The organism is Bacillus taeanensis, assembly GCF_003318295.1.
Lineage (GTDB): Bacteria > Bacillota > Bacilli > Bacillales > UBA6769 > Maribacillus > Maribacillus taeanensis.
The window spans coordinates 80295-102384 of record NZ_QOCW01000003.1 but is presented as its reverse complement, the minus strand read 5'-3'; the positions used below and the strand labels follow the sequence as shown (position 1 = coordinate 102384).

Genomic DNA, 22090 nt, shown 5'->3' with positions numbered 1-22090 from the left:
AGGTTTTTCTATTGAATAAAGTAGTGTCTAAAGAAATTAAAGATCTTGCAGTTGCTTTAATTGAAGCTGAGAAAAATCAACAACCAATTAATCCTTTAACTGAAGTGAGGCCAGATTTAACGTTAGACGAAGCTTATGAAGTGCAGCTGCAAGTTGTTCAGGAAAAATTATCTCAGGGAATTAAAATTGTTGGTAAAAAAATTGGTTTAACTTCTCGCGACATGCAAATCATGTATGGTATTGATACGCCGGATTGTGGTCATTTATTTGAAGGTATGAGCGTTAAAAATAACGGTGAGGTGTCTTTTAATGATGTTATGCAGCCGAAGATCGAAGCTGAAATTGCCTTCGTGTTAAAAAACGATTTACAGGGACCTAATGTTACCGTTGAAGATGTTCTTCAAGCGACAGATTATGTTCTTCCTTCTATTGAAATAATTGATAGTAGAATAAAAGATTGGAAGGTGAAATTACAAGATACAGTTGCGGATAATGCATCTTCTGGTCTTTATGTTCTTGGAGATCAATCTGTTTCAGTGGATGAGGTGAACCTTCCTGATATCACTATGAAAGTATATCAAAATGGTCAATTAATGAAAGAAGGTATAGGAAAAAATGCGATGGAGCACCCTGCTGCTTGTGTTGCATGGCTGGCTAATAAATTAGCAGAGTTTGGTGTAACATTACAAGCTGGAGAAGTAATTCTTTCTGGTGCTCTTGCCACTACGATTGATGTCGTACCAGGAGATGAATTTACAGCTGTATTTGAACATTTAGGAGAAGTGAAAGTTACATTCACAAAATAAAATGTTAACTTTTGCTTTTCAAGAGGGGAGCTTTACTTGGTATTTCTATCGATTTTAGGTCCTATGTTTATGATGGTGGTTATATCTGTAATTGGGTATATGATTGCAAAAAACAATGAAATTACAGAAGAATCGAAGCAGCTGCTTATAAGTATTATGCTTAATATTGCCATTCCATGCCTTATTTTAGATGGTGCCTTTAAAACGAAGGTAGGAAAAGAACTAATTTCTCAGCTAATTCTTATTTTTATTTTTTCAATAATCATCAGTTTATTAGGCTTACTATTAGGATGGATCTTTGCAAGAATATTTAACTATTCTCCTAGTAATGCAAGGAAAATCGCTTTTATTGCTGGATTAGGAAATACAGGTTTTATTGGAATTCCTTTATGTGCGGAAATATTTGGTCCAAAAGGGGCGCTTCTTGCTGCTGCATTTGATACAGGATTAGGTATTATTTTATTTACAGTAGCCATTGCGTTATTGCAAGAAAATTATCAGTTTTCACTTGCATCTTTAAAACAAATAATGAATCCTCCAATTATTTCAATAGTAATAGCCTTATTTATTATTATTACTGAAATTAAACCGCCAGAAATTATTCAACAATTAAATGGGATGTTAGCCAATTTGGCTACGCCTCTTGGAATGCTGTATATTGGAATTCTTATAAGGATGATGCTTAAACAAAAGGGACCTATGTCAATTAGTAGATTAACAGTACCTATATTATTGAAGTTAATTATATTTCCAATTATAACCATATTACTTGTTGGGTTTACTAACCTTTCCATAATCATTAAGCAAGTAATTATTATTCAAACAGCAATGCCTACGATGGCAATCGCTCCAATATTATTAGCACGTTATGCACAAGATGAAGAAATTGGGGTAAAGGCAACTGTTTTTTCAACAATTTGTGCAATATTAACAGTTCCTTTTATTGTTTTTTTAGGAAGTAAATTTTTTTAAAAATTAATAGTGATATTATTAAAAATTTAAGGTGAAATGACAGAAAGGGTTGATTTGATGACAGTGCAAGCAGAAACTAAAACATATGTGAATTATATAAATGGTGAGTGGAAAGCTTCATCTACTAATGAAGTTCAGGCTAGCATTAATCCAGCTAATAAAAATGAAATCGTTGGTTATGTTTCAACATCAACGAAAGAAGATTTAGACCATGCAGTTGCAGCTGCTAAACATGCTCAAATTGCTTGGAGAAAGTTATCCACTCCTGCAAGAGGGGAGTATCTTTATAAAGCTGCAAATGTGTTAGAAGCACGATTAGAAGAAGTGGCCGAAACAATGACAAGAGAAATGGGAAAAACATTCCAAGAAGCGAAAGGTGAAACGGCTCGTGGTGTAGCCATTCTTCGTTATTATGCTGGAGAAGGGATGCGTAAAGTAGGAGATGTTATCCCTTCTACAGATAGTGAAGCGTTTATGTTCACAAGCAGAACACCTTTAGGAGTTGTAGGAGTAATTACACCGTGGAATTTCCCAGTTGCGATTCCTATTTGGAAGATGGCCCCGGCGCTTGTATATGGGAATACAGTTGTCTTAAAGCCTGCAACCGAAACAGCCGTTACAGCAGCAAAAGTAATCGAATGTTTCCATGAAGCAGGATTGCCAGATGGTGTTACTAATATGGTGACAGGCTCAGGATCCGTTATTGGCCAAGGCATTATTGATCATCCTGATATTAATGGTATTACATTTACTGGTTCAGATGGTGTAGGAAAGCGAGTTGGTCAAGGAGCACTTGCACGTGGTGCTAAATATCAGTTGGAAATGGGTGGGAAAAACCCAGTCATTGTTACTGAGGATGCTGATCTTGATCTTGCTGTTGAAGCAACAATCAGCGGCGGTCTTCGTTCAACGGGTCAGAAATGTACGGCGACAAGTCGTGTTATTATTCAAAGCTCTGTTTATGATGTATTTAAGGAAAAGCTGTTAGCTAAAGTAAAAGAAATAAAAGTAGGCCAAGGACTTGATAGTGAAACTTGGATGGGACCATGTGCAAGTGAAGCTCAGTTAAATACGGTATTAAGTTACATTGAAAAAGGAAAAGAAGAAGGTGCATTGCTTTTATATGGTGGAAGTAAATGTGCGGGTAATGGTTTTGAGGATGGATTCTATGTTGAACCAACAGTATTTGAAAATGTAAACTCGAAAATGACGATCGCTCAAGAGGAAATTTTCGGACCTGTACTAGCCTTAATGAAAGTTGATACAATTGAAGAAGCGTTAGAGGTAGCAAATGATGTAGAGTTTGGACTTAGCGCTTCTATTTTCACAACAAATATTCAGAAAATGCTTTCCTTTATTAACGAAATGGAAGCAGGTCTTGTGCGAATTAATGCTGAAAGTGCCGGAGTAGAACTACAAGCTCCATTTGGTGGTATGAAAAAATCTAGCTCTCTTTCACGTGAACAAGGCCAGGCAGCCATCGAATTTTTCACAAATATTAAAACAGTCTTTGTAAAAGGTTAATAGCACTCATCCCTTAAGAAGGAGAAAAGCTCCTTTTTAAGGGATATTTATTTGAAGGTTCTGGTGTAAGGAATCTAGTAAACTTGGGCATACTGATACTATCAATCTAAACAAGGGCAAGTTAACTAAAGGGGAAGTCTGCAAAAAGTCAAAAAGAATTTATTGATAAACTGTTTGGCATTGCATCATAATCCGTAAGTCAGCAAGAGATGCATGTCCTATGTTTTTTGAAATCATCTTTGCACTAGAACCGTATTTAAATACTTAGTAGATAAAATGAAAAATTGATTAACAAACGTGGTTCTAAAAATGATTGTGCTGCGTTTTGAAGGAAAAGATGCCGTTTCAGTACATTAAATTAAATTGTGCTTTACTGAAACGCCAGCAGTTTGAATGTGAGACGAAACCAATCATTCGTTCAGATAACCGATCCACAATATAAATCACATGTATTTGTGGAAGGGTGCGAATCGCTCTCGGTTGAACATGAGCGAATTCCGCTTTTAGAAGATGAATATTTGTCTCGTTATGAATGTCAAAGCTATGAAGAAGCATACCAAGCTGTAGCTAAATTTATACACTTTTACAACACAAAATGAATTTATTTAAGCATTGGCTTTTTAGCTCCTGTTGAGTTTTATAAACGAAATCGGCAAGAAGACATACCAATCAAAGAAGTACGACTGTAAAAAAAGCTAAAATCATAAGATTAAGAGAGTATGTGTCCAATTTTTTGGGATTAATCCAGTGTATTTATGAAAGGATTTACTTGATTTATCTTAAAAAGTGCCAATCGTCTCGTTATATAATTGTAATAACGAGACGATTGGCACTTTTATGAAGTAAGGATACCCTCTCTTATTTTGCTTTTTTATGCATATTTATATTTGACTCAACTGAAGTTTTCATATCATTAACTACTTGTTTCTTTACCTCACCTTTTAAATCTTTAACAATTGCTACATTCATTAATACCATAAAGAAGAAAAACGGGAAAGTAGTTACAATAGCAACACTTTGTACAGTGGAAAGACCTCCGCTTATAAGTAAGGCAACTGCTCCAATTGCTATTAAAACTCCCCAAATCAACTTAATTTTGTTAGAAGGATTTAAAACGCCATTTGTACAATACACACTTAATGTAAAAGTTGCTGAATCTGCAGATGTAACAAAGAAGGTTATTAGTAAAAGAGCTGCTATGATACTTAGGAATGCACCACCAGGTAAATAATCTAAAAATGCATACATAGCTAACGTAACATCTTGAGAAACGGTGTCAGCTAAACCAGTATAATTTAATTCCTGAATCATGTGTAGAGCACCGCCACCAAAAATGGAGAACCATAAAAAGCTTAAAACAGATGGAACGATAAAGACACCAATAACAAATTCTTTAATTGTTCTTCCTTTTGAAATACGAGCAATAAATCCTCCAACAAAAGGAGTCCATGCAACCCACCATGCCCAATAAAAGATTGTCCACGATTCAATCCAGCCTGTTTCATCTTTGTTAAATGTTCCTAAGTGCAAACTCATTGGAATAAGATCTGCTAAATAAATTCCTGTTGTGTTTATAAAGATATTAAGAATTTTAATCGTTGGACCAATTAAAAGTACCAAGGCCATTAATAAGAAAAAAAGAGTAAAGTTTAAGTTTGATAAGTATTTAATTCCACGGTCCAACCCTGTAGAGGCTGAGATTAAAAATAATACAGTCGCGATTCCAATTGTTAAAATTTGAGTGGTTAGAGTATTTGGGATTCCCCATAAAAAGTGAAGACCACTTGTTACCTGTAAAGCTGTCATTCCTAAAACAACAGAAGTATTTAAAGCTGTCATAAATGCAGAATAACTATCAATACTCTTCCCAATAGGTCCATAAATTTTTTCACCTAAAATAGGATAAAAGGTTGAGCTTATTAAGCCAGGAAGCTTTTTTCGAAATTGAAAATATGCTACGCATAATGCAACGAAACCGAAAAGGGCCCATGCGCCAAGTCCCCAATGTAAAAACGTATATTTCATTGCAATATCAGCAGGCGCAGAGGTTTCTTGACCAAGTGGTGGATTTACAAAATGCATTACAGGTTCTGCTACACCATAAAAAATTAAACCAACACCAATACCTGCACTAAATAGCATAGCAAGCCAAGATCCTGTACTATAAGATGGTTTGTCATTATCGTCCCCTAATCGAATTGCACCAAATTTTGAAAATGCCAAATAAACACAGAAGGCTAGAAAAAAGAAACTTCCTAAAATAATAAACCATCCAAAATAACTAAGAATAAAAGTTAAAGAAGCTGAAAATACTTTACTTAACAAATCGGTAAAGAAAATACCAAGTATGATAAAGATAAACGTTAAAGAAACAGACGATATGAAAACGCTATTATTTTTAAACAAATAAATTCACTCCTTAATAAAAAGATATATGAATTAGCATTAACTTTTCCCGCTCACACACATAAGATTCATGATTCATAAATATTTTTTCAACTTTACTGCAACAAGGGCTATATAACGTTTTTATAACATTCTTCTTATTCCAACCATAATAACTAATACATATTGTTTTTATATCCTAATCCTTGAATCGCTTCTTTTACAATGAATTGAGTCGAATTTAATAAATTTAATATCTAAATTCACTTGTTTCCTTGCTGAATAGGTCAATATGCATAATGATTTATTGTTAAAAATGCAGCTAAATCTTTGCTTTTTTGTTTCCTTTCTTTCCGCATTTTTGCTCTATATGCCCCTGTTTCGTGTAATTTTATTTCTTCTTCAGTCTCCGGAATAACTTTGGGAATAAGAGCTGGTCGTTTCTGTTGATCAAGTGCAACGAATGTTAATAGGGCAGTGGCTGCAATTCTACACTCACCACTTTTTAAATCTTCAGCAACGATTTTTACAAACACTTCCATTGATGACGTCCCTGTCCATGTAACATACGATTCAAAGCAGACTGAATCTGTTGTTCGAACTGGAAATAAAAAATCAATTGAATCAGTTGAAGCAGTCACACATTCTGTTCTACTGTGACGTGCTGCAGAAATTGACCCGACTTGGTCCACATCACTCATTAATCGACCACCAAATAGTGTATTATGATTGTTTACATCGTTTGGAAATACGCGGCTTGTGCGTATAACTCGCGATTCTCTGCAATATTTCGCTTCCACAAACCCTTCCCCCTTAAAAGGTTACAACGAGTACCCTAGTTTACTTCTATATCGAAGCCTTATTTTTGCTTAGTTCTTCCAAAATCATATATTTTAGTTTTTTTCTTTTTTTAGGATATTTTAAGCAAGGGTTGTTGCTTTGCTCTTTTCTTTTTCGCCCATAATACTTGTACTATGCATCGGTTGAACCCGGGCATTTGGATCAATGTAGGATTTTGCATTATTAACGGCTGTTGGTGCTTCACCAAAACCAGCTGCAATTAATTTCACTTTTCCAGGATATGTAGCAATATCACCGGCTGCATAAATACCTTTAATGTTTGTTTCCATTTTTGAATTAACGACAATTGTATTTTTCTCAAGTTCTAATCCCCACTCTTTAATCGGGCCAACTGAAGAAACAAATCCGTAATTTACGATTAGATGGTCAAGCTCGATTATTTCTTCTGCTTTCCCTTTTCCTTCTTCAAGAACAATGGATTCAATTTTCTCAACGTTTCCAATAACTTCTTTTATGTTGTATGGTGTTTTCACTTTTACAGTTGAATTCATTAATTTTTCAATGCTATGTTCATGAGCTCGAAATTTGTTGCGGCGATGAACAACCGTTACTTCTTCCGCTGCTTCTTCAAGCATTAACGCCCAATCAATTGCGGAATCACCTCCGCCGCAAACAACAACTTTTTTCCCTTTAAAAGTGCTCATATCATTTACAAAGTAATGAAGATTTTGATGTTCATATTGTGCAACTTCTGGTAAGTCAAGCCGTTTTGGTTCAAATGCTCCTGCTCCAGCTGTAAGTATGACTGCTTTTGTATAATGTTTTTCACCGGTATTTGTCGTCAGTATAATCGTCTCGTTTTCTTTTTCAAAATGAATAACAGATTGTTCGAGCACAACTTCCGGGTTAAATTGAAAAGCTTGCTTTTTTAAATTGTCTACCAAATCCTGTGCTTTTACTTTCGGAAACCCTGCAATATCATAAATGAATTTTTCCGGATACAGTGCAGCCAATTGTCCACCGAGCTGGGGCATACTTTCGATAATTTTTACTTTCATTTGGCGCATTCCACCATAAAAAGCGGTAAATAACCCAACAGGTCCCCCACCAATAATGGTAATATCAACTTTTTTATTATTATTCATTGTTTAATGCCTCCTTTATAAATTGTTGTGAAAATAAGTAACTAAATCTTAAAAACATATAAGAGGTGAGTAAGAAAAAATTAAAATACTTTTCTAAATTTTTAACCCCCCGGTATCGCTTGATAGTATTATTTAAAATTTTATATAAAGCAACAATAATTGTTTAAGTAAAACAATTTATTGTTACCGCTTACAATTTTGGTTCTATCTATTGCTGGGAATAAATCATGATTTTATAAAAATCGCGATCATAATACTCGTAAATTTATCTTAACATAGCTGGAAACAGTAAACAACTTTTAATTTATAGTTTTTTAAAAAAATTAAGACTATTGAATTTGAGAGAGAAGGTTAGAAAGAATATAAAAAATCCACGAAGGCAATTCTCCGTGGATAGTTGTTCAATTAAAAGAACTTTTCGAATATCTTCTTTTATATTAGTGACAACCGCAGCTTGGTCCGCAAGATCCTGCTTCAAAGTCCTCTTCTTTTGGAACACGCTCAAGTTCAAATGTTTTATTTACATACTGCGTAACTGTTTGTTCGATTTTATGCATCGCCTGCTGTGCATCGATGAAGTTTTTAACAACCGGTTTACCTATAAGCTCATGATAACGATTTTGGAAAGTTTCTGTTTCTTCTTCAGAGATTGGCAGACCCTGCTGCTGTTTTTGCTGAAGACGTACCTGCTCATTAAATACTTCTTGGTATTCCGAAGATGCTGTATGATCATTTGTAAAAGCGGTAATGCTTTCTTTAATTTCCTTAAACTCAGGCTGTTCTAAAATCGTTTCGCAAAGTTTTTCAGTCATTTTAATGATTGGATCTTTTTCTATTTTTGTACTCATAGCTTGAGAGCCTCCTCTATAATAGTACTTTCATAGTAACATACTCCATACAGCCGTGCGAACGATTGAAATAGAGTGAAAGTTTTGATTTGTATATTTTTCAATTAATATGCAAGCGCTTTAATGAAAACCCTTACAATTAAAACTATTTTAAAGATACGAGCATACGGAATTGTGTATAAAATGTAAATAAAAGGAATTAAGGGTGATTATTCACTCCTCAATATAGAGGTACAGCTACCTTATTTGTACCTGAGAGTGTGTGAAGAGAGAATAACTCGTTGATTGTCCAAGATTGTATGTATTTGGCCATTATACAGACTATTTCGTCAGTTTCTGTTGTTTCTAAGTAAAACCTCCGTTACAATCATTACAGTCAAAGAAAAACGGTCGTCTTCAACTGAGAAGAGGATTTAAATAGAGAATTAACAATTTAACTAGGAGTGAAACAATGGTATCTGAACATGACAGAAAAAGAATTGTAATTAAAATAGGAAGCAGTTCATTAACAAGTCGTCATGGTGAAATTAGCAGAAGAAAATTAGAACGTCTTGTCGATGAAGTTGCACTGTTAAAAGATGAAGGATATGAAGTATTACTCGTTTCTTCTGGAGCAGTAGCAGCAGGATATCGTAAATTAGGCTGTATTGAACGTCCAACAAGTTTACCGGAAAAACAAGCAGCCGCAGCGGTTGGACAAGGCTTGCTCATTGAAGCTTATTCAGAGTTATTTCTCTCACACGGCTATGTAGCATCGCAAATTTTAATTACGCGTAGTGACTTTTCTGATCATACCCGTTACAGCAATGCTCGTAATACAATCAATGTTTTATTAGAGCGCGGTATTATTCCAATTATTAATGAAAATGATACAGTAACAGCAGATCGTCTTAAATTTGGTGATAATGATACGCTTTCAGCAAAAGTTGCCGCACTAGTAAATGCTGATCAGTTAATTATTTTATCGGATATTGATGGTTTATATAATGATGATCCACGTAAAAATCCGAATGCAAAGCTGTTAGAAGAAGTAAATGAAATTACACCTGAAATTGAAGCATCAGCTGGAGAGCCTGGTTCAAGTGTTGGAACAGGCGGCATGCGTTCAAAAATAGATGCTGTAAAAATCGCCTTTGCGGCCGGAGTTGAAGTCTTCCTAGGTCACGCCATTAGAAGAAACATTTTATATGATGGAGTTAAAGGAGAAGCAAAGGGCACGTATTTTATTCAAAAAGACGATGCACATAACTTAGATGATAAAAAGCAGTGGATTGCCTTTAATTCAGGACCTGAAGGCGAAGTGAGAATTCATGATGAAGTAAGACGTGAATTATTTAATGAAGAAGACAGCTTTGATGAAGAAAACAGTTTACTCCCTTCTGATATTGTAGAAGTAAAGGGAGAGTTCAAAAAAGGATCTGTCGTCCGAATTTGTGATCGAAAAGGTGAAGAAATCGGTTTAGGTGTTATTAATTATTCATCATGGGAACTTGAAAAATTCCAACATGAAAAGCATGTTTTAAGTGAGAAAATCATTGAGGATGGAGAAGCCATTCACGGATCAGATATTGTTTGTCATGAAAAAGTTGCTGTTCCCGTTGGTTAAACTGACAGAAAAGGTTTAAAATGAAAGTATGATAAAAACGTTAAGGAGGAGTTTATTCAATGGCAGTTGAAGTTACAAATGTAAAGGAACAAGCACAAAAAGCACAAAAAGCGTCTAAAACTCTTGCTTTATTAACGACAAAAGAAAAAAATGAAGTACTTCATGTATTGGCAGATGAGCTTGAGAAAGAATATGAAACCATTTTAACAGAAAATGAAAAAGATCTTGCCAATGGTAGAGAAAAAGGCTACACAGAAGCGTTCATGGATCGTCTTTCTCTTTCAAAAGAGCGTGTAGAAGATTTTGCGAAAGGGCTTCGTGAGGTGGCAGCGCTTGAAGATCCAGTTGGGGAAATTCTATCAAGTTGGACGCTTGATAATGGTTTAAAAGTTGAGCAGGTGCGCGTACCGCTCGGTGTGATCGGTATGATTTATGAAGCGCGTCCAAACGTAACAGTCGATGCGACAGGCTTAGCATTAAAATCAGGAAATGCAATTGTTTTAAAAGGTGGTTCTTCTGCGATTCATTCAAACAAGGCAATTGTGGATGTCATGCATCAAGCACTTAAGAAGACGAAAATTCCTGCAGAAGCTGTTCAATTTATTGCCTCTACTGATCGCAGTGCCACACAAGAATTATTTACAATGAAAGAGCACATTGACGTGTTAATCCCACGCGGCGGCGGTTCTCTTATTCAAACGGTTGTAAATAATGCGACAGTACCTGTTCTTGAAACAGGTGTCGGAAATTGCCATATTTATTTTGACAGCAAAGCAGACGTTGAAAAGGCGTTAAACATCTTTATTAATGCAAAAACAGATCGTCCAGCTGTATGTAATGCGGCAGAAACACTTATTGTTCATAAAGAGTGGTTAAACGCGAATAAAGATGCATTAATTGCAAAGCTTAACGAATACAACATTAAAGTACATGGTGATCAAACAATTGTAGACACGATCCCTGGTGCTTCTCTAGCGGTAGAAAAAGACTGGGCAGAAGAATATTTAGGTTTAGAAGTTGCGATTAAAGTTGTAGATAATGTCCAAGAGGCGATTGATCATATTGAACAATATGGTACAAAGCATTCGGAAGCAATTGTGACAGAAGATAATGAAACAGCAAAACAGTTTTTAAATCAAGTTGATGCAGCTGCTGTTTATCATAATGCGTCAACACGTTTTACAGACGGTGGTGCACTTGGTTTTGGTGCTGAAATTGGCATTTCAACACAAAAACTGCACGCGCGCGGACCAATGGGCTTACCTGCTTTAACAACAATTAAATACTGCATGTCTGGTAACGGACAAGTGCGATAATGTTTTAAAAAATACCGATGCATTTGCGTCGGTATTTTTTTAGTTATAGATTTTTTTCCTTTAGTTCCTGTAACACGCCGTCCCAAAGCTTAATACGAGCTTGTAATGCTTCTTTGGCGGTTGCTTCTGCTTCTTTTATTTTTACAGGATCATTTTCACATAATGAGATGAGCAGTTTTTCAGCTAATGGACCGTGTTCATCACCGTCTAGTTCAATATGACGCTGTAAGAAATAGGTTAACCATTTGGCGTTAATATTTTTTTCTTTCACTTCATCGATGAGAAGCTGAAACATATCTGGAATTAAATCTTCTCTGCCAAAGAAAAAAGCCGCCGCCGCTTCATGAATTTTTCCGTTCATCGCAATTGATAAGCTGTGTGTAACAAACTCGGCAGCTGAATGTGGAATATCGTCTGATTGCAGTGCAGTAATTGGATCCATTCCAGACTGAAGACGTTCAATAAAACCTCTAATTGGCTGACTGTCAGCACCAACTTCCTCCATTGATTTTAAATACAATTCAAAGTGACTAATATAGCTTCCTTCTCCATCTTTATCTGTTTCTTCTCCTAAGACAATTTCATTAATAAAGCGTGCATATTCAGGGTATGGCTGCGGAACCCAAGGAACGGTTACGGTTGTTAATGATTGCTGTAATCTTTTTAGTAAGCTCATAAAATCCCAAACAGCAAAAACGTGATGTTTCATTAATAGTTTAATGCGGTCAGCAGAGTTCATCTTTTTATAAATGGGGTGATGAAGCAGGTCTTCACGAATTGTTTCTAGTTCTTTAAGTGAGATATCTGTCATGTTGTTCGTCCTTTCTAATTTCCGTCCTAGCCATTATTGTAACCGAAAAAAATTTCCTCATAAACATTTTGTATGCAAGTCATTAGATTGTCACTACTCATACAAAATCTAGAAATACATGCTTTCTTAATCCACAAACGTTTTTAAAGTTATCTTCCTTTGATACAATAAAAATAAACTTGTATGAGGGAGTGAGAGAAATGCTTTATAAGATGAATATACGTACAAATAAGCGCGATGAAATGATTGAAGTAACTGATGAAGTAGAACGTTTATTAGCGGAAGAAGACATTCAAAATGGGATGGTTGTTATTCATTCCATGCATACAACAGCAGGCATTACCATTAATGAAAATGCTGATCCTGATGTGAAAAGAGATATGCTGATGCGTCTTGATGAAGTATATCCGTGGGAGCATCCGAAAGATCGTCATGCAGAAGGAAATACCGCTTCACATTTAAAAACGAGTACAGTGGGCACATCACAAACTGTTTTTATTGAAAATGGCAGATTATTATTAGGTACATGGCAGGGGATTTATTTCTGTGAATTTGATGGTCCGAGACAGCGTACATATTGTGTAAAATTTATTGAGAATTAAAAAGAAAGTTAACTAAAAAACATAGGGTTACAGTTCCTATGTTTTTTAGTTAGTCCTTATATTTATTATTAGTTTGAATGTATCTTGTTTTGTTTTTAAATAATACGAGTTATTTGCCTACATTTGTAATAAATAATGTGTGAAGACTGCAGCAATTCCATAACATACGACAACATAGTTAAACACACGATTATTAGGAGCGCTCTCAGGAAGTTCAGAATTAGATTCTTTCAATTGATCCATTGCTTGATGACGAAGCATTGTTTCATTGATTAACATTCTGATCGCCTCACTTTTTTGTAAGCGTTTACAATTAGTATAACATAATTATATGAAGATGAGTTAGTATTTATTATTATTTCATATAAAGTGAGTTGCAGTACGATGAAAGTTTATTTTTCGTTATAATAAAGAAAAAGTTGCAGCAATTAATGGAGGGATTTTAATGGTGCGTGTTTTATTTGTTTGTTTAGGAAATATTTGTCGCTCGCCAATGGCCGAAGCTGTTTTTCGTGATTTAGTGACAAAAGAAGGATTAGAACATAAAATTGAGGTTGACTCGGCAGGAACAGGGGGATGGCACATTGGGAATCTACCTCATGAAGGAACAAGAGAATTATTAACGAAAAGAAATATTAGTATAGAAGGTATGAAAGCGCGGCAGATTGCTGATGATGACCTAGATGAATTTCAGTATATAATCGCAATGGATGCTCAAAATTTAGGCGACCTTCATCGAATGGCGGGAAGACGAAACACTGGTTATATTGGCCGTTTATTAGACTTTGTCCCAGATTCAAGAGTAGAAGATGTCCCTGACCCCTATTTCACAGATAATTTTGACGAAGTATATGAACTAGTAGAATCAGGAACAAAGAGATTGCTTGAGTTTATTCGTCATCGCGAGAAGTTGTAAAAATAGTTATTTTAAAACACAAATATTGCATAAAACTGTGGTCTGCACAAAAGGTGCAGGCCATTTGTTGTGTGGAATGGGTTTATAAATAGTGAAGTGTGGGAATCAACTATACAAACAAAATTCTCTAGAAAGGAGCAGGAAAATGAATAAACAGCCTGTAATGAATAAGCAAACTGGAAAAAATAAAAAGATCATGCGAGGAGTTTTAATCGGCGGTGTTGCTGGCATTACGACCATTATGTTATTAAGTCCAAAAGCACGAACAAAAGCTAAAAAGGGCGTTTCTACTCTGAAAGCTCAATCAAGTCAGCTCATTCATGAGGTAAAAGAGAATCCATCAGAGCTTATGGACCAAGTGAAACAAACAGTTTCTAAGACATCTGAAGTACTGCAGGACGTTTCAGAAGATTTACAGCGTGTCTTTAATAAATTAAACGAAGTAAAAGAAAATTCAAAAGATGTGGTCGATACAGCAAAAGATGCTGGCGAAGGTTTAAAGGAAATTGGTAGTAAAATCAAAGAAAGTGGAGAAGATATCAAAGAGGATTTTCAAGAGAGTGAAGTAAATCTCACAGAAGATTCTACAGAAAGCAAAACTGTGGAGGGAGAGTTACAAAAGAATCGCTCTACAAATGATACTTATTTATAAACGAGATTTTCAGGGTAGTGAGGTGGTAAAGTGAGGAAGATCCAAATAAAAGAGTTCGGAAAAGAAGTTGGCACACGTATTAAGGAAGATAATGCAACTGGACTTGCTGCCCAACTTGCCTATTATTTTTTACTATCGCTGTTTCCATTTTTAATTTTTACGGTGACACTGCTTCCTTACTTAGGTGTCACCACCACAGATGTTCTTCAGATCGTACAACGCTATGCTCCTGGGGAAACAATGGATCTTGTTCGAGAAAACCTTCAATCGGTGTTAGATAATAAGCGTGGTGGGTTATTATCCATTGGTGTTTTGGTAACTATTTGGTCTGCTTCCAATGCTATTAATGCTTTAATTCGAGCATTAAATCGAGCATATGATGTCAATGAGAGCAGGCACTTTCTCGTTGCACGTGCGTTAGCTATTGGTTTAACTCTGTCGATGATTTTAGTTATCGTGATTGCACTTCTTCTTCCTGTTTTCGGGAAAGCAATTGGTACCTTTATCTTTAACTATTTAGGGTTATCTAACAGCTTTTTAATGGTATGGAACATTTTGCGCTGGGTTATAAGTTTTTCTATTATTGTCACAGTGTTTACGTGTCTTTATTATTTCGCTCCAAATAAACGACTGCCTTTTAAAGAGGTGTTAATTGGTGGGGTTATGGCAACAATTGGTTGGCAGCTTGCATCACTTGTATTTGGTTATTATGTTGATAATTTTGGCAATTATTCTGCTACTTATGGAAGTCTTGGCGGGATTATTATTTTAATGCTCTGGTTTTATATTTCAGCATTCATTATTATTTTAGGTGGGATTGTAAATGTTGTTATTAATAAATTTAAAATAAAGGAAGCCTAGAAAACCGCTTGCAGGATGAAAGCGGCTTTTTAAGCAGGAAGTTAATGTTAGGTTGTATGTATGGTGAGTAGTATTTGTAATAATAACTAAACGAAGCAGATGTCTATCTATATTGAAAAAGAATTAAAAGAAGATTTAATGAGCCCAGAGATCTTTCCCGATGATATATCCCATTGAAAAGGCGCTTAAAAATAAAGCACCACCAGTTACGATTAAAGCAAATTTCATGCTTTTTCCTTTCGTTTTTAAACTAATGCTGTATAAAGCCATAATTATTGTTAAAAAGGTACTAATTAAAAAAGCAAACAGCATCCATTTCATCACTCCTTTCATATTCTTAATTTTAACATTTATTGAAATGTTTTGAACAAAAAATATGCCCTGCAGTTAACAGGGCATATTACCTAATGATATTTTTTTTCACTCCATGAAGTATTCGGTTTATTGCGAGAACGTGAACCAGGATTTGTTTCATTTGCATGCTGAACAGCCTGAGCGAGTTTTTTACTCATTTTTTGGTTATTGCTGTTGTTTGCCATTCACAATCACTCCTTTTATTTACATTTTTGGGTCATACATTTTGGGGTCAGACCCCGCAAATGGACAAAGTTATCATAATGTCCGTTTCAGAAGGACATATTTGAACTTCCATTTATTCATCTAACGTCCTAGCTCATCGGTAACAATTGTAATGTCTCTATTACCAACCATGTCTCTAATCATATTATAAATTTTTGGTTTAATTTCTTCAGTATTTTGTGCTGAATCAATTTCAATAAGAACACGGTTATGTGAAACGACTACGTTGGCGTCATTTACTGTATTAATTTCTTCAACCCTATTGGCAATGCGTGCTGCAAGAGCATTGTTGACACTAATGTTTGTTAAAGGAGACATTTCATTTTCTACTCTTCTTTCATAAGCAATTGGTCTTGTCCCTTCCATATTTGGTTGATTATATGGACGCTCATCTCTTATTAAATCTCGTCGATTTATCACACCGGATCTATCGTTTACGATATCCTGATAATTGGTATAGTTCACATTATCAGCATGATTTTCATAATTAACGCTTGTAATTGGGCCGTTGTCACGATCCAGTGCTTCGTTATCTGCGGCACATCCAGCTAAACCAATAACAGAGAGTGTAAAGGCCGCACAATAAATAATTGGTATCTTTGTCATTAAAAAATCCCTCCTTTCACCATTTAGAATGGCAGTTAAAGAGGGGATTTAATCTGTTATTTATAGGTATTAATTTTTTGAGTTAAAATGAAAACCTGCATGTAAAAGAGCTTTTTTAATTTGATCAATATGGGTATGATTACGTGTTTCTAAGGACAGTTCCACCTCTACTTGATTTGGCAGGATATGAGGAGCGGTGCGATGATGTCTAAGTGAAGTAATATTAGCTTTCTCTCTTGAAATAATTTGGAGCACATCATCTAAACAATCAGGCTTATCTTTGCTAATGATGGAAATGGTTATAAATCTCCCGTCTTCAGCTAGACTATGCTCAATAATTTTTGAAAGAAAATTCATATCGACATTGCCTCCGCTAATAATCGGGACTACATTTTTCCCTTTAAACGGCAGTTTATGATATAAAAGAGCAGCTAGTGCAGCGGCGCCGGAACCTTCAACAATAAGCTTGCCTCGCTCCATCAAATAAAACATTGTGCTTGAAATTTCCAAATCATCCACTAAAACAATATCGTCAATATATTTTTTTACAATCGTATAAGTAAGGTCACTTGGCTGTTTTACAGCTATTCCGTCTGCGATTGTATCACTAGAGAGTACTTTTACTGGTTTATTTTCCTTTAATGAGGTTGTCATACTTGGACAAGCGGCAGATTCTACGCCATAAATTTTAACGGATGGTTTTAAGGTTTTAACGGCAATTGCGATTCCTGCAATAAGCCCTCCGCCGCCAATTGGACAAACGATTGCTTCAATTTCAGGAAGCTGACTCATTATCTCAAGTCCAACTGTTCCTTGACCAGCAATAATTAGTTCATCATCAAAAGGGTGAATAAATGTTTTACTTGTTTTTTGTTGGTGTGTCTTTGCATACTCAAGTGCATCATCAAATGTTTCCCCGTAGAGAACAACTTCTGATCCATAATTTTTTGTTGCTTGTACTTTTGCGAGCGGGGCACTAATTGGCATAATGATTGTACTCGTAATGCCTGCTAATCGGCTTGCAAAAGCAACACCTTGGGCATGATTTCCTGCTGATACTGCAATTACACCATTGCGTTGTTCTTTATGGTTTAAGGAAAGGATTTTATTATAAGCACCACGGATTTTAAATGAACCTGTTTTTTGGAGGTTTTCTAATTTTAAATAAACATTATTTCCAGACAACTTACTAAATGTTTCTCCATAATCCATTGGGGTCATATAAGCAATATTCTTTAATAAGTGCTGGGCATTTTGAATTAATGAATACTTCATCCTAACACTCCTGCAATTAGTTTTGGCGGGGGCTTTTTAAATGATAAGTAAATAAAGAAAACCTGTTAAGCATTTCGCTTAACAGGGAAAATTATCTTTTAAAGGCAAGCGGCACCCACAATAATTAACAAGATAAATAATACAACAATTAACACAAAACCACTTCTGTAACCATGTCCGTAAGTTGGAGCTCCATAATAAGGCATTGTAGCTGTAGGACTTGGAGGCATCATATTGTTAGGACCCATCATAGATGGTGCAGTCATTTGAGGCATCATCTCTTCATTTGGCATATTGCCCATCATTGTGCCGTGATAAGGGTTAGGCATATTATTTTCCATGCATATTTCTCTCCATTTCGTTTTTATTTTTTTCTCTCTTCTTTATTACAATATGTAGTTAGAGGTCATTTGTAAGAGGGACAAAAGCGGATTTTTGATAAGAAAGCAGAGGTTGAATATCTTGTAAGGACATTTAGCCTATTATTTCAACTATTTTTAGGTGGATGGATAAATACGATTTTCGTAATGATGGAGCATGAAAAAGAGAAAAGATTAACAAAAATAGCTTTAATTAAAACCTTCTATGATATAATGAGGGAAAATATGAGTTCGTAAAAAAGAGCGTTAATACACTTCATTATTATAGAGAGAATAAGTTTTAGGAAGTGGAAGGGGGGTCCTTTTATATGGCAGAAATGCCGCTGTTTTTAAAAAAATCAAGAGATAATTGTCAATATAAATATGAAATGGATCCTAATAAAGTCCTGCTCCCAAAAGCAGCACTTACAAATGAGCAGCTTTATGAAAGGTTAAATGAATATAAAGAAATATTGTCTGTTATTCGCCATTTTATGAAAAAACTCCTTTATTATATGAAAGATACACCAACATTAGTTGGAGTTTCAGATGCAGAGGGAAACCTTCTCGAGATGTATGGAGATGAAATGATAAAAGATCATATGAAATCTTTAGGAATTAGAACAGGAGTGTGTTTTAGAGAAGAGGATATTGGTACAAATTCTATTTCCCTTGCATTAGAGGAAAAGACGCCCATTCAATTAATAGGAGAAGATCATTATCATACATATTTACATAAATCAGCATGCATGACAGTGCCTTTTTATGATTTAAGTCACCAAAATATAGTAGGCACAATATCAATTATGACAACGAGTGACTTTGCTACTTCATTTCATATGGGACTATTATCTTCTGCTGTTGATTCAATTGAACGAGAAATTAAATTACGCAGACAAAATAAAACATTAAATTTATTAAATCAAGTTATGATGAATACAACTAAAAATGGTGTGGTAATGACAGACGTGCAGGGAAATATTATTGAATTTAATAAAGCTGGGGAAACCTTATTTGGATGTAAAAAAGAAGAGGTTATTTCCATGTCTGCTGAAAATCTTGAAGAGATTAGTTCATATATTACTGCTGTATTAAAAGAACAGCAGGAATTTAAAGATTGCGAAGTAGAAGTTTGTTCGTCTGGAAAAACATTTATATGTTTGCTTGATGCCCTTCCTATTTATGATGAACATGATAACATGATTGGTGCTCTAGCGCAGCTGCGGGATATTACAGATCGATATCATCTGGAAAATAAAATTATTATTTCTGAAAAATTATCTGCAGTTGGAAAACTTGCCGCTGGCATTGCCCATGAAATTCGTAATCCTCTTGCTGCAGTCATTGGTTTTGTACAGCTGCTTAAAGAAAATAGGGGAGAAGAGCAGCAAACAGAATATCATCTTAAAATTATAAATGACGAACTTCAGCGGATTAATCATTTAGTTACTCAATTTCTTATGATGGCAAAACCGGTAAAGCCAACACGAGTGCGGACAAATTTATATAAGGTTATAGAGGAGACTGTTCAACTGTTAAACAGTCAAGCACTTCTTCATAATATTAAAATTATATTAACGGCAGAAGGCAATGGTTTCTTTTTATCTGTTGATGAAATGCAAATTAAACAGGTTATTATAAATTTAATACAAAATGCAATCGATGCGATGCCTGACGGGGGAAAGATTACAATTTCTCTTAAAAGAAACTTTGACAAGAATAAGGTTGAAGTTCATGTTTGTGACGAGGGAGAGGGAATGAGTGAGAAACAGATAAATAATATTTCCACCCCCTTTTTTACGACAAAAGAAAAAGGTCTAGGTCTTGGATTAGCTATATGTCATCGTATTATTGAACTTCATAAAGGCTCTTTAAACGTTTTTTCAAAGAAACAGGAAGGAACCAATTTTGTTATTTCTCTACCAATTGGATAGCAGATCGTTATTAAAAAACTATGTAATAAAACCTTACACATTTGTGTGCAAGCTGCATGGATGTTGATAAGATAATAACAACACATCACCTTACACACCTACACAAAAAGGCTTGTTAAGATTTCATTTTTCATACATTAGAAATTTGATTAAAAAGCAAGCGGCATGCAAAGCATGTTACACTAAATAAAAAAACAGCGAACGCCTTAAGGTGTTCGCTGTTTTTTTATATGAAAGATAGAGGGAGAAGAAAAGCGTATCTATCAAGGGTGTCCAGAGTACCCTTCTTCAAGCGTGAAAACGATAAGGAGGGGGTGAATGGACAAGTCTTCATAGGTCTTATTCCTTATTTTTTAGAAAAATCTTCCTGAATCTTTGTTTAAGAACATATGTTTGGTATAATGATCTTAAAGGGGGTGAAATCATGGAAAAAGGAAAAGAAACACATTATAAAACGCATCAAATCTGGATTAAAAAAGGACATCGGATGTATCCTTATTTTAAAGAAATGGCCCAGAACGCGAAAAACATGACCAACACCACGAATTTTTACATCCGACAAGTGTATACAGGTTTGACCCAGGAAAAAGAACTTCAACCGCTGCAAAAAGAAGTCCTAGCAATCATTGAGAAAAATCTTGATAACATGAATGGCGTGCAAAAATCTTTTTACTTAAAAAAGATCGAAAAAGAAAAAACAAAACCGAAAGAACAACAAAAATCATTCACCTGTCATGTATTTGAAGCCCCTTCGAAAGCACATCCTTATGTGGATTACAACTTCTTAGATTGTTTATTTAAAGTGACCGCTCAACACGATTATCGCTCCCTTCCTACACAAACAAGTCAATCGATTATGAAAACCGTTTTTCAGAACTGGAAGTCCTTCTTTTCGAGTTTAAAAGAGTATAAGAAAAACCCGGCTAAATACAAAGGAAGACCGAGAATTCCTAAGTACAGCCGGGCGAGTGAAAAAGAAGTGCTGTTTACGAATCAAGATTGTGTCATCAAAGAAAAGAAGTTTTTAAAGTTTCCTAAAACAAAGGAACGCTTAAATATTGGAAAATTAGGGGCTGGGGAAGGAAAGCTGAAACAAGTTCGGGTTATTCCTAAATACGGACAATATGTCGTTGAATTAGTGATGGATGTTCCGCTGAAAAAGGAAGAATGTCAAGAAATCAACCGTTTAATGGCGATTGATCTAGGAATTGATAACCTTGCGACCATAGTGACGAATACGGGAAGTGGACCTGTATTAGTCAAGGGCAGGCATGTCAAATCCATTAATCAATATTATAATAAAATGAAAGCTCATTATCTTGGCATTTTAAGACGGGGAAAGCAGCCAAACGAAGGGCCTTTTACATCAAAACGGTTGGAAAAACTTCATCAAATCAGACATCAAAAACTAAAGGATCTTTTCCATAAAGTCAGCTTTTCCGTTATAAAACATGCCCAAGAAGAGAACATTGATACAATCATCATCGGCAAAAACAACGATTGGAAGCAGTCCTCAACCATCGGGAAATGTAACAATCAATCGTTTGTAAGTATTCCGCACAGCTTGTTCATTCGTATGATTCAATACAAAGCGAAGGAACAGGGAATCAAGGTGATCGTAACCGAAGAATCGTATACGTCCAAAGCGAGCTTCTTGGATGGAGATGAGATTCCAACTTATGGGGAATGCGAGTCAAAGAAGACGTTTTCCGGAAAACGGATCAAAAGAGGATTGTATCGTTCAAAAGCAGGCTTCATTATCAATGCCGATGTAAACGGAGCAGCGAACATTTTGAAAAAAGCGTTTTTACGTTTAAAAGAAGAAGCGATTTTTCATAAAGAAACCATCCATGTATGGCATCCGCAATCAAAAATCATCTAAAAGAAGTACCGAATGCATGGTAATCATGACAGACGGTATAGAGGGGGTGGGCGTTTTCAGCACGCCGCTGTGTCACCTCCACTAGTGTTAAGCTTGATGGCACTTAGAACGTTTAAGAGCCATTGAGAAACATTAGAAACCCCTACTTCAACCGTAGGTAAGTAGGGGAGATTCATCCATAACTTTAAACATTTTTAAAAATTTTAAATT

Annotated in this window: 23 protein-coding genes; 12 read left to right on the top strand and 11 right to left on the bottom strand. The window is 35.3% G+C overall.

The features are described from left to right. Positions 1–11: 11 nt before the first annotated feature. The 4 genes from DS031_RS04505 (at position 12) to DS031_RS23510 (ending at position 3901) form a co-directional block, all read left to right on the top strand. A complete protein-coding gene (locus DS031_RS04505; protein WP_245947201.1) occupies positions 12–806 on the top strand; it encodes a 2-keto-4-pentenoate hydratase in 795 nt (264 codons plus the stop codon). A gap of 36 nt (positions 807–842) precedes the next feature. Then, positions 843–1778 (top strand): AEC family transporter, encoded by a 936-nt coding sequence (locus tag DS031_RS04500; RefSeq protein ID WP_113804740.1) that lies wholly within the window; start codon positions 843–845, stop codon positions 1776–1778. Between the two features lie 57 nt (positions 1779–1835). Continuing rightward, positions 1836–3302: an alpha-ketoglutaric semialdehyde dehydrogenase GucD gene (gene gucD, locus DS031_RS04495; protein ID WP_113804850.1), complete on the top strand. Its 1467-nt coding sequence runs from the start codon at positions 1836–1838 to the stop codon at positions 3300–3302. Between the two features lie 395 nt (positions 3303–3697). Beyond that, entirely contained in the window at positions 3698–3901 is a 204-nt protein-coding gene (locus DS031_RS23510) for a hypothetical protein (RefSeq protein WP_181833012.1), read from the top strand. Between the two features lie 259 nt (positions 3902–4160). Here DS031_RS23510 and DS031_RS04490 read toward each other — a convergent pair whose 3' ends face one another. The 4 genes from DS031_RS04490 to DS031_RS04475 form a co-directional block, all read right to left on the bottom strand. Further along, positions 4161–5708: a BCCT family transporter gene (locus DS031_RS04490; RefSeq protein WP_113804739.1), complete on the bottom strand. Its 1548-nt coding sequence runs from the start codon at positions 5706–5708 to the stop codon at positions 4161–4163. Between the two features lie 266 nt (positions 5709–5974). Beyond that, positions 5975–6487, bottom strand: coding sequence for an acyl-CoA thioesterase (locus DS031_RS04485; RefSeq protein ID WP_113804738.1), 513 nt, complete (start codon positions 6485–6487; stop codon positions 5975–5977). A gap of 120 nt (positions 6488–6607) precedes the next feature. Next, positions 6608–7633 (bottom strand): NAD(P)/FAD-dependent oxidoreductase, encoded by a 1026-nt coding sequence (locus tag DS031_RS04480; RefSeq protein WP_113804737.1) that lies wholly within the window; start codon positions 7631–7633, stop codon positions 6608–6610. 437 nt (positions 7634–8070) lie between these two features. After that, positions 8071–8481: a YlbF/YmcA family competence regulator gene (locus DS031_RS04475; protein WP_113804736.1), complete on the bottom strand. Its 411-nt coding sequence runs from the start codon at positions 8479–8481 to the stop codon at positions 8071–8073. Between the two features lie 451 nt (positions 8482–8932). Here DS031_RS04475 and proB point away from each other — a divergent pair, with 451 nt between their 5' ends. Continuing rightward, positions 8933–10087 carry a glutamate 5-kinase gene (proB, locus tag DS031_RS04470; RefSeq protein ID WP_113804735.1) on the top strand — a complete coding sequence of 385 codons (1155 nt, stop codon included), beginning with the start codon at positions 8933–8935 and terminating at the stop codon, positions 10085–10087. 59 nt (positions 10088–10146) lie between these two features. Beyond that, positions 10147–11403 carry a glutamate-5-semialdehyde dehydrogenase gene (locus tag DS031_RS04465; RefSeq protein WP_113804734.1) on the top strand — a complete coding sequence of 419 codons (1257 nt, stop codon included), beginning with the start codon at positions 10147–10149 and terminating at the stop codon, positions 11401–11403. 43 nt (positions 11404–11446) lie between these two features. Here DS031_RS04465 and DS031_RS04460 read toward each other — a convergent pair whose 3' ends face one another. Beyond that, the gene (locus DS031_RS04460; RefSeq protein ID WP_113804733.1) at positions 11447–12214 is read right to left on the bottom strand and encodes a DUF3050 domain-containing protein; all 768 of its coding nucleotides are present in this window, start codon (positions 12212–12214) and stop codon (positions 11447–11449) included. A 200-nt stretch (positions 12215–12414) separates the two neighbouring features. On the opposite strand from DS031_RS04460, the gene DS031_RS04455 reads away from it, so the two are divergent. Then, positions 12415–12816, top strand: coding sequence for a secondary thiamine-phosphate synthase enzyme YjbQ (locus tag DS031_RS04455; protein ID WP_113804732.1), 402 nt, complete (start codon positions 12415–12417; stop codon positions 12814–12816). Between the two features lie 117 nt (positions 12817–12933). Here DS031_RS04455 and DS031_RS23505 read toward each other — a convergent pair whose 3' ends face one another. After that, positions 12934–13095: a hypothetical protein gene (locus tag DS031_RS23505; RefSeq protein WP_181833011.1), complete on the bottom strand. Its 162-nt coding sequence runs from the start codon at positions 13093–13095 to the stop codon at positions 12934–12936. Between the two features lie 166 nt (positions 13096–13261). On the opposite strand from DS031_RS23505, the gene DS031_RS04450 reads away from it, so the two are divergent. The 3 genes from DS031_RS04450 to DS031_RS04440 all read left to right on the top strand — a co-directional run bounded on the left by DS031_RS04450 (position 13262) and on the right by DS031_RS04440 (position 15245). Further along, on the top strand, positions 13262–13732 hold the full coding sequence (locus DS031_RS04450) for a low molecular weight protein-tyrosine-phosphatase (RefSeq protein WP_113804731.1): 471 nt from the start codon (positions 13262–13264) through the stop codon (positions 13730–13732). Positions 13733–13877: 145 nt separating this feature from the next. Beyond that, positions 13878–14384, top strand: coding sequence for a YtxH domain-containing protein (locus DS031_RS04445; protein ID WP_113804730.1), 507 nt, complete (start codon positions 13878–13880; stop codon positions 14382–14384). Positions 14385–14414: 30 nt separating this feature from the next. Continuing rightward, on the top strand, positions 14415–15245 hold the full coding sequence (locus tag DS031_RS04440; RefSeq protein ID WP_425451924.1) for a YihY/virulence factor BrkB family protein: 831 nt from the start codon (positions 14415–14417) through the stop codon (positions 15243–15245). Between the two features lie 135 nt (positions 15246–15380). Here the strand turns inward: DS031_RS04440 and DS031_RS23350 are convergent, their stop codons facing one another. The 5 genes from DS031_RS23350 to DS031_RS04425 all read right to left on the bottom strand — a co-directional run bounded on the left by DS031_RS23350 (position 15381) and on the right by DS031_RS04425 (position 17911). Next, positions 15381–15557, bottom strand: coding sequence for a hypothetical protein (locus DS031_RS23350; protein ID WP_181833010.1), 177 nt, complete (start codon positions 15555–15557; stop codon positions 15381–15383). A gap of 92 nt (positions 15558–15649) precedes the next feature. Beyond that, positions 15650–15784 carry a hypothetical protein gene (locus DS031_RS24405; RefSeq protein WP_281269096.1) on the bottom strand — a complete coding sequence of 45 codons (135 nt, stop codon included), beginning with the start codon at positions 15782–15784 and terminating at the stop codon, positions 15650–15652. Positions 15785–15905: 121 nt separating this feature from the next. Continuing rightward, positions 15906–16430: a YhcN/YlaJ family sporulation lipoprotein gene (locus DS031_RS04435; RefSeq protein WP_113804729.1), complete on the bottom strand. Its 525-nt coding sequence runs from the start codon at positions 16428–16430 to the stop codon at positions 15906–15908. A 69-nt stretch (positions 16431–16499) separates the two neighbouring features. Beyond that, positions 16500–17705 carry a threonine ammonia-lyase gene (gene ilvA, locus DS031_RS04430; RefSeq protein WP_113804728.1) on the bottom strand — a complete coding sequence of 402 codons (1206 nt, stop codon included), beginning with the start codon at positions 17703–17705 and terminating at the stop codon, positions 16500–16502. A gap of 98 nt (positions 17706–17803) precedes the next feature. Continuing rightward, complete coding sequence (locus DS031_RS04425) at positions 17804–17911, bottom strand: YjcZ family sporulation protein (protein ID WP_113804848.1); 108 nt, start codon at positions 17909–17911, stop codon at positions 17804–17806. A gap of 482 nt (positions 17912–18393) precedes the next feature. On the opposite strand from DS031_RS04425, the gene DS031_RS04420 reads away from it, so the two are divergent. Then, the gene (locus DS031_RS04420) at positions 18394–19998 is read left to right on the top strand and encodes an ATP-binding protein (protein ID WP_113804727.1); all 1605 of its coding nucleotides are present in this window, start codon (positions 18394–18396) and stop codon (positions 19996–19998) included. 424 nt (positions 19999–20422) lie between these two features. Further along, positions 20423–21880: an RNA-guided endonuclease InsQ/TnpB family protein gene (locus DS031_RS04415; RefSeq protein ID WP_113804726.1), complete on the top strand. Its 1458-nt coding sequence runs from the start codon at positions 20423–20425 to the stop codon at positions 21878–21880. The last annotated feature ends 210 nt before the right edge of the window (positions 21881–22090 follow it).

Excerpts from the sequence above, each read along its gene's own strand:
- gucD (WP_113804850.1), top strand. The coding sequence starts at position 1,836 with ATGACAGTGCAAGCAGAAACTAAAACATATGTGAATTATATAAATGGT.
- DS031_RS04445 (WP_113804730.1), top strand. The coding sequence starts at position 13,878 with ATGAATAAACAGCCTGTAATGAATAAGCAAACTGGAAAAAATAAAAAG.
- DS031_RS04420 (WP_113804727.1), top strand. The coding sequence starts at position 18,394 with ATGGCAGAAATGCCGCTGTTTTTAAAAAAATCAAGAGATAATTGTCAA.
- DS031_RS04480 (WP_113804737.1), bottom strand. The coding sequence starts at position 7,633 with ATGAATAATAATAAAAAAGTTGATATTACCATTATTGGTGGGGGACCT.
- DS031_RS23505 (WP_181833011.1), bottom strand. The coding sequence starts at position 13,095 with ATGTTAATCAATGAAACAATGCTTCGTCATCAAGCAATGGATCAATTG.
- DS031_RS04450 (WP_113804731.1), top strand. The coding sequence starts at position 13,262 with ATGGTGCGTGTTTTATTTGTTTGTTTAGGAAATATTTGTCGCTCGCCA.
- proB (WP_113804735.1), top strand. The coding sequence starts at position 8,933 with ATGGTATCTGAACATGACAGAAAAAGAATTGTAATTAAAATAGGAAGC.
- DS031_RS04465 (WP_113804734.1), top strand. The coding sequence starts at position 10,147 with ATGGCAGTTGAAGTTACAAATGTAAAGGAACAAGCACAAAAAGCACAA.
- DS031_RS04415 (WP_113804726.1), top strand. The coding sequence starts at position 20,423 with ATGGAAAAAGGAAAAGAAACACATTATAAAACGCATCAAATCTGGATT.
- ilvA (WP_113804728.1), bottom strand. The coding sequence starts at position 17,705 with ATGAAGTATTCATTAATTCAAAATGCCCAGCACTTATTAAAGAATATT.
- DS031_RS23350 (WP_181833010.1), bottom strand. The coding sequence starts at position 15,557 with ATGCTGTTTGCTTTTTTAATTAGTACCTTTTTAACAATAATTATGGCT.
- DS031_RS04460 (WP_113804733.1), bottom strand. The coding sequence starts at position 12,214 with ATGACAGATATCTCACTTAAAGAACTAGAAACAATTCGTGAAGACCTG.
- DS031_RS04425 (WP_113804848.1), bottom strand. The coding sequence starts at position 17,911 with ATGCCTTATTATGGAGCTCCAACTTACGGACATGGTTACAGAAGTGGT.
- DS031_RS04455 (WP_113804732.1), top strand. The coding sequence starts at position 12,415 with ATGCTTTATAAGATGAATATACGTACAAATAAGCGCGATGAAATGATT.
- DS031_RS24405 (WP_281269096.1), bottom strand. The coding sequence starts at position 15,784 with ATGGCAAACAACAGCAATAACCAAAAAATGAGTAAAAAACTCGCTCAG.
- DS031_RS04475 (WP_113804736.1), bottom strand. The coding sequence starts at position 8,481 with ATGAGTACAAAAATAGAAAAAGATCCAATCATTAAAATGACTGAAAAA.
- DS031_RS04435 (WP_113804729.1), bottom strand. The coding sequence starts at position 16,430 with ATGACAAAGATACCAATTATTTATTGTGCGGCCTTTACACTCTCTGTT.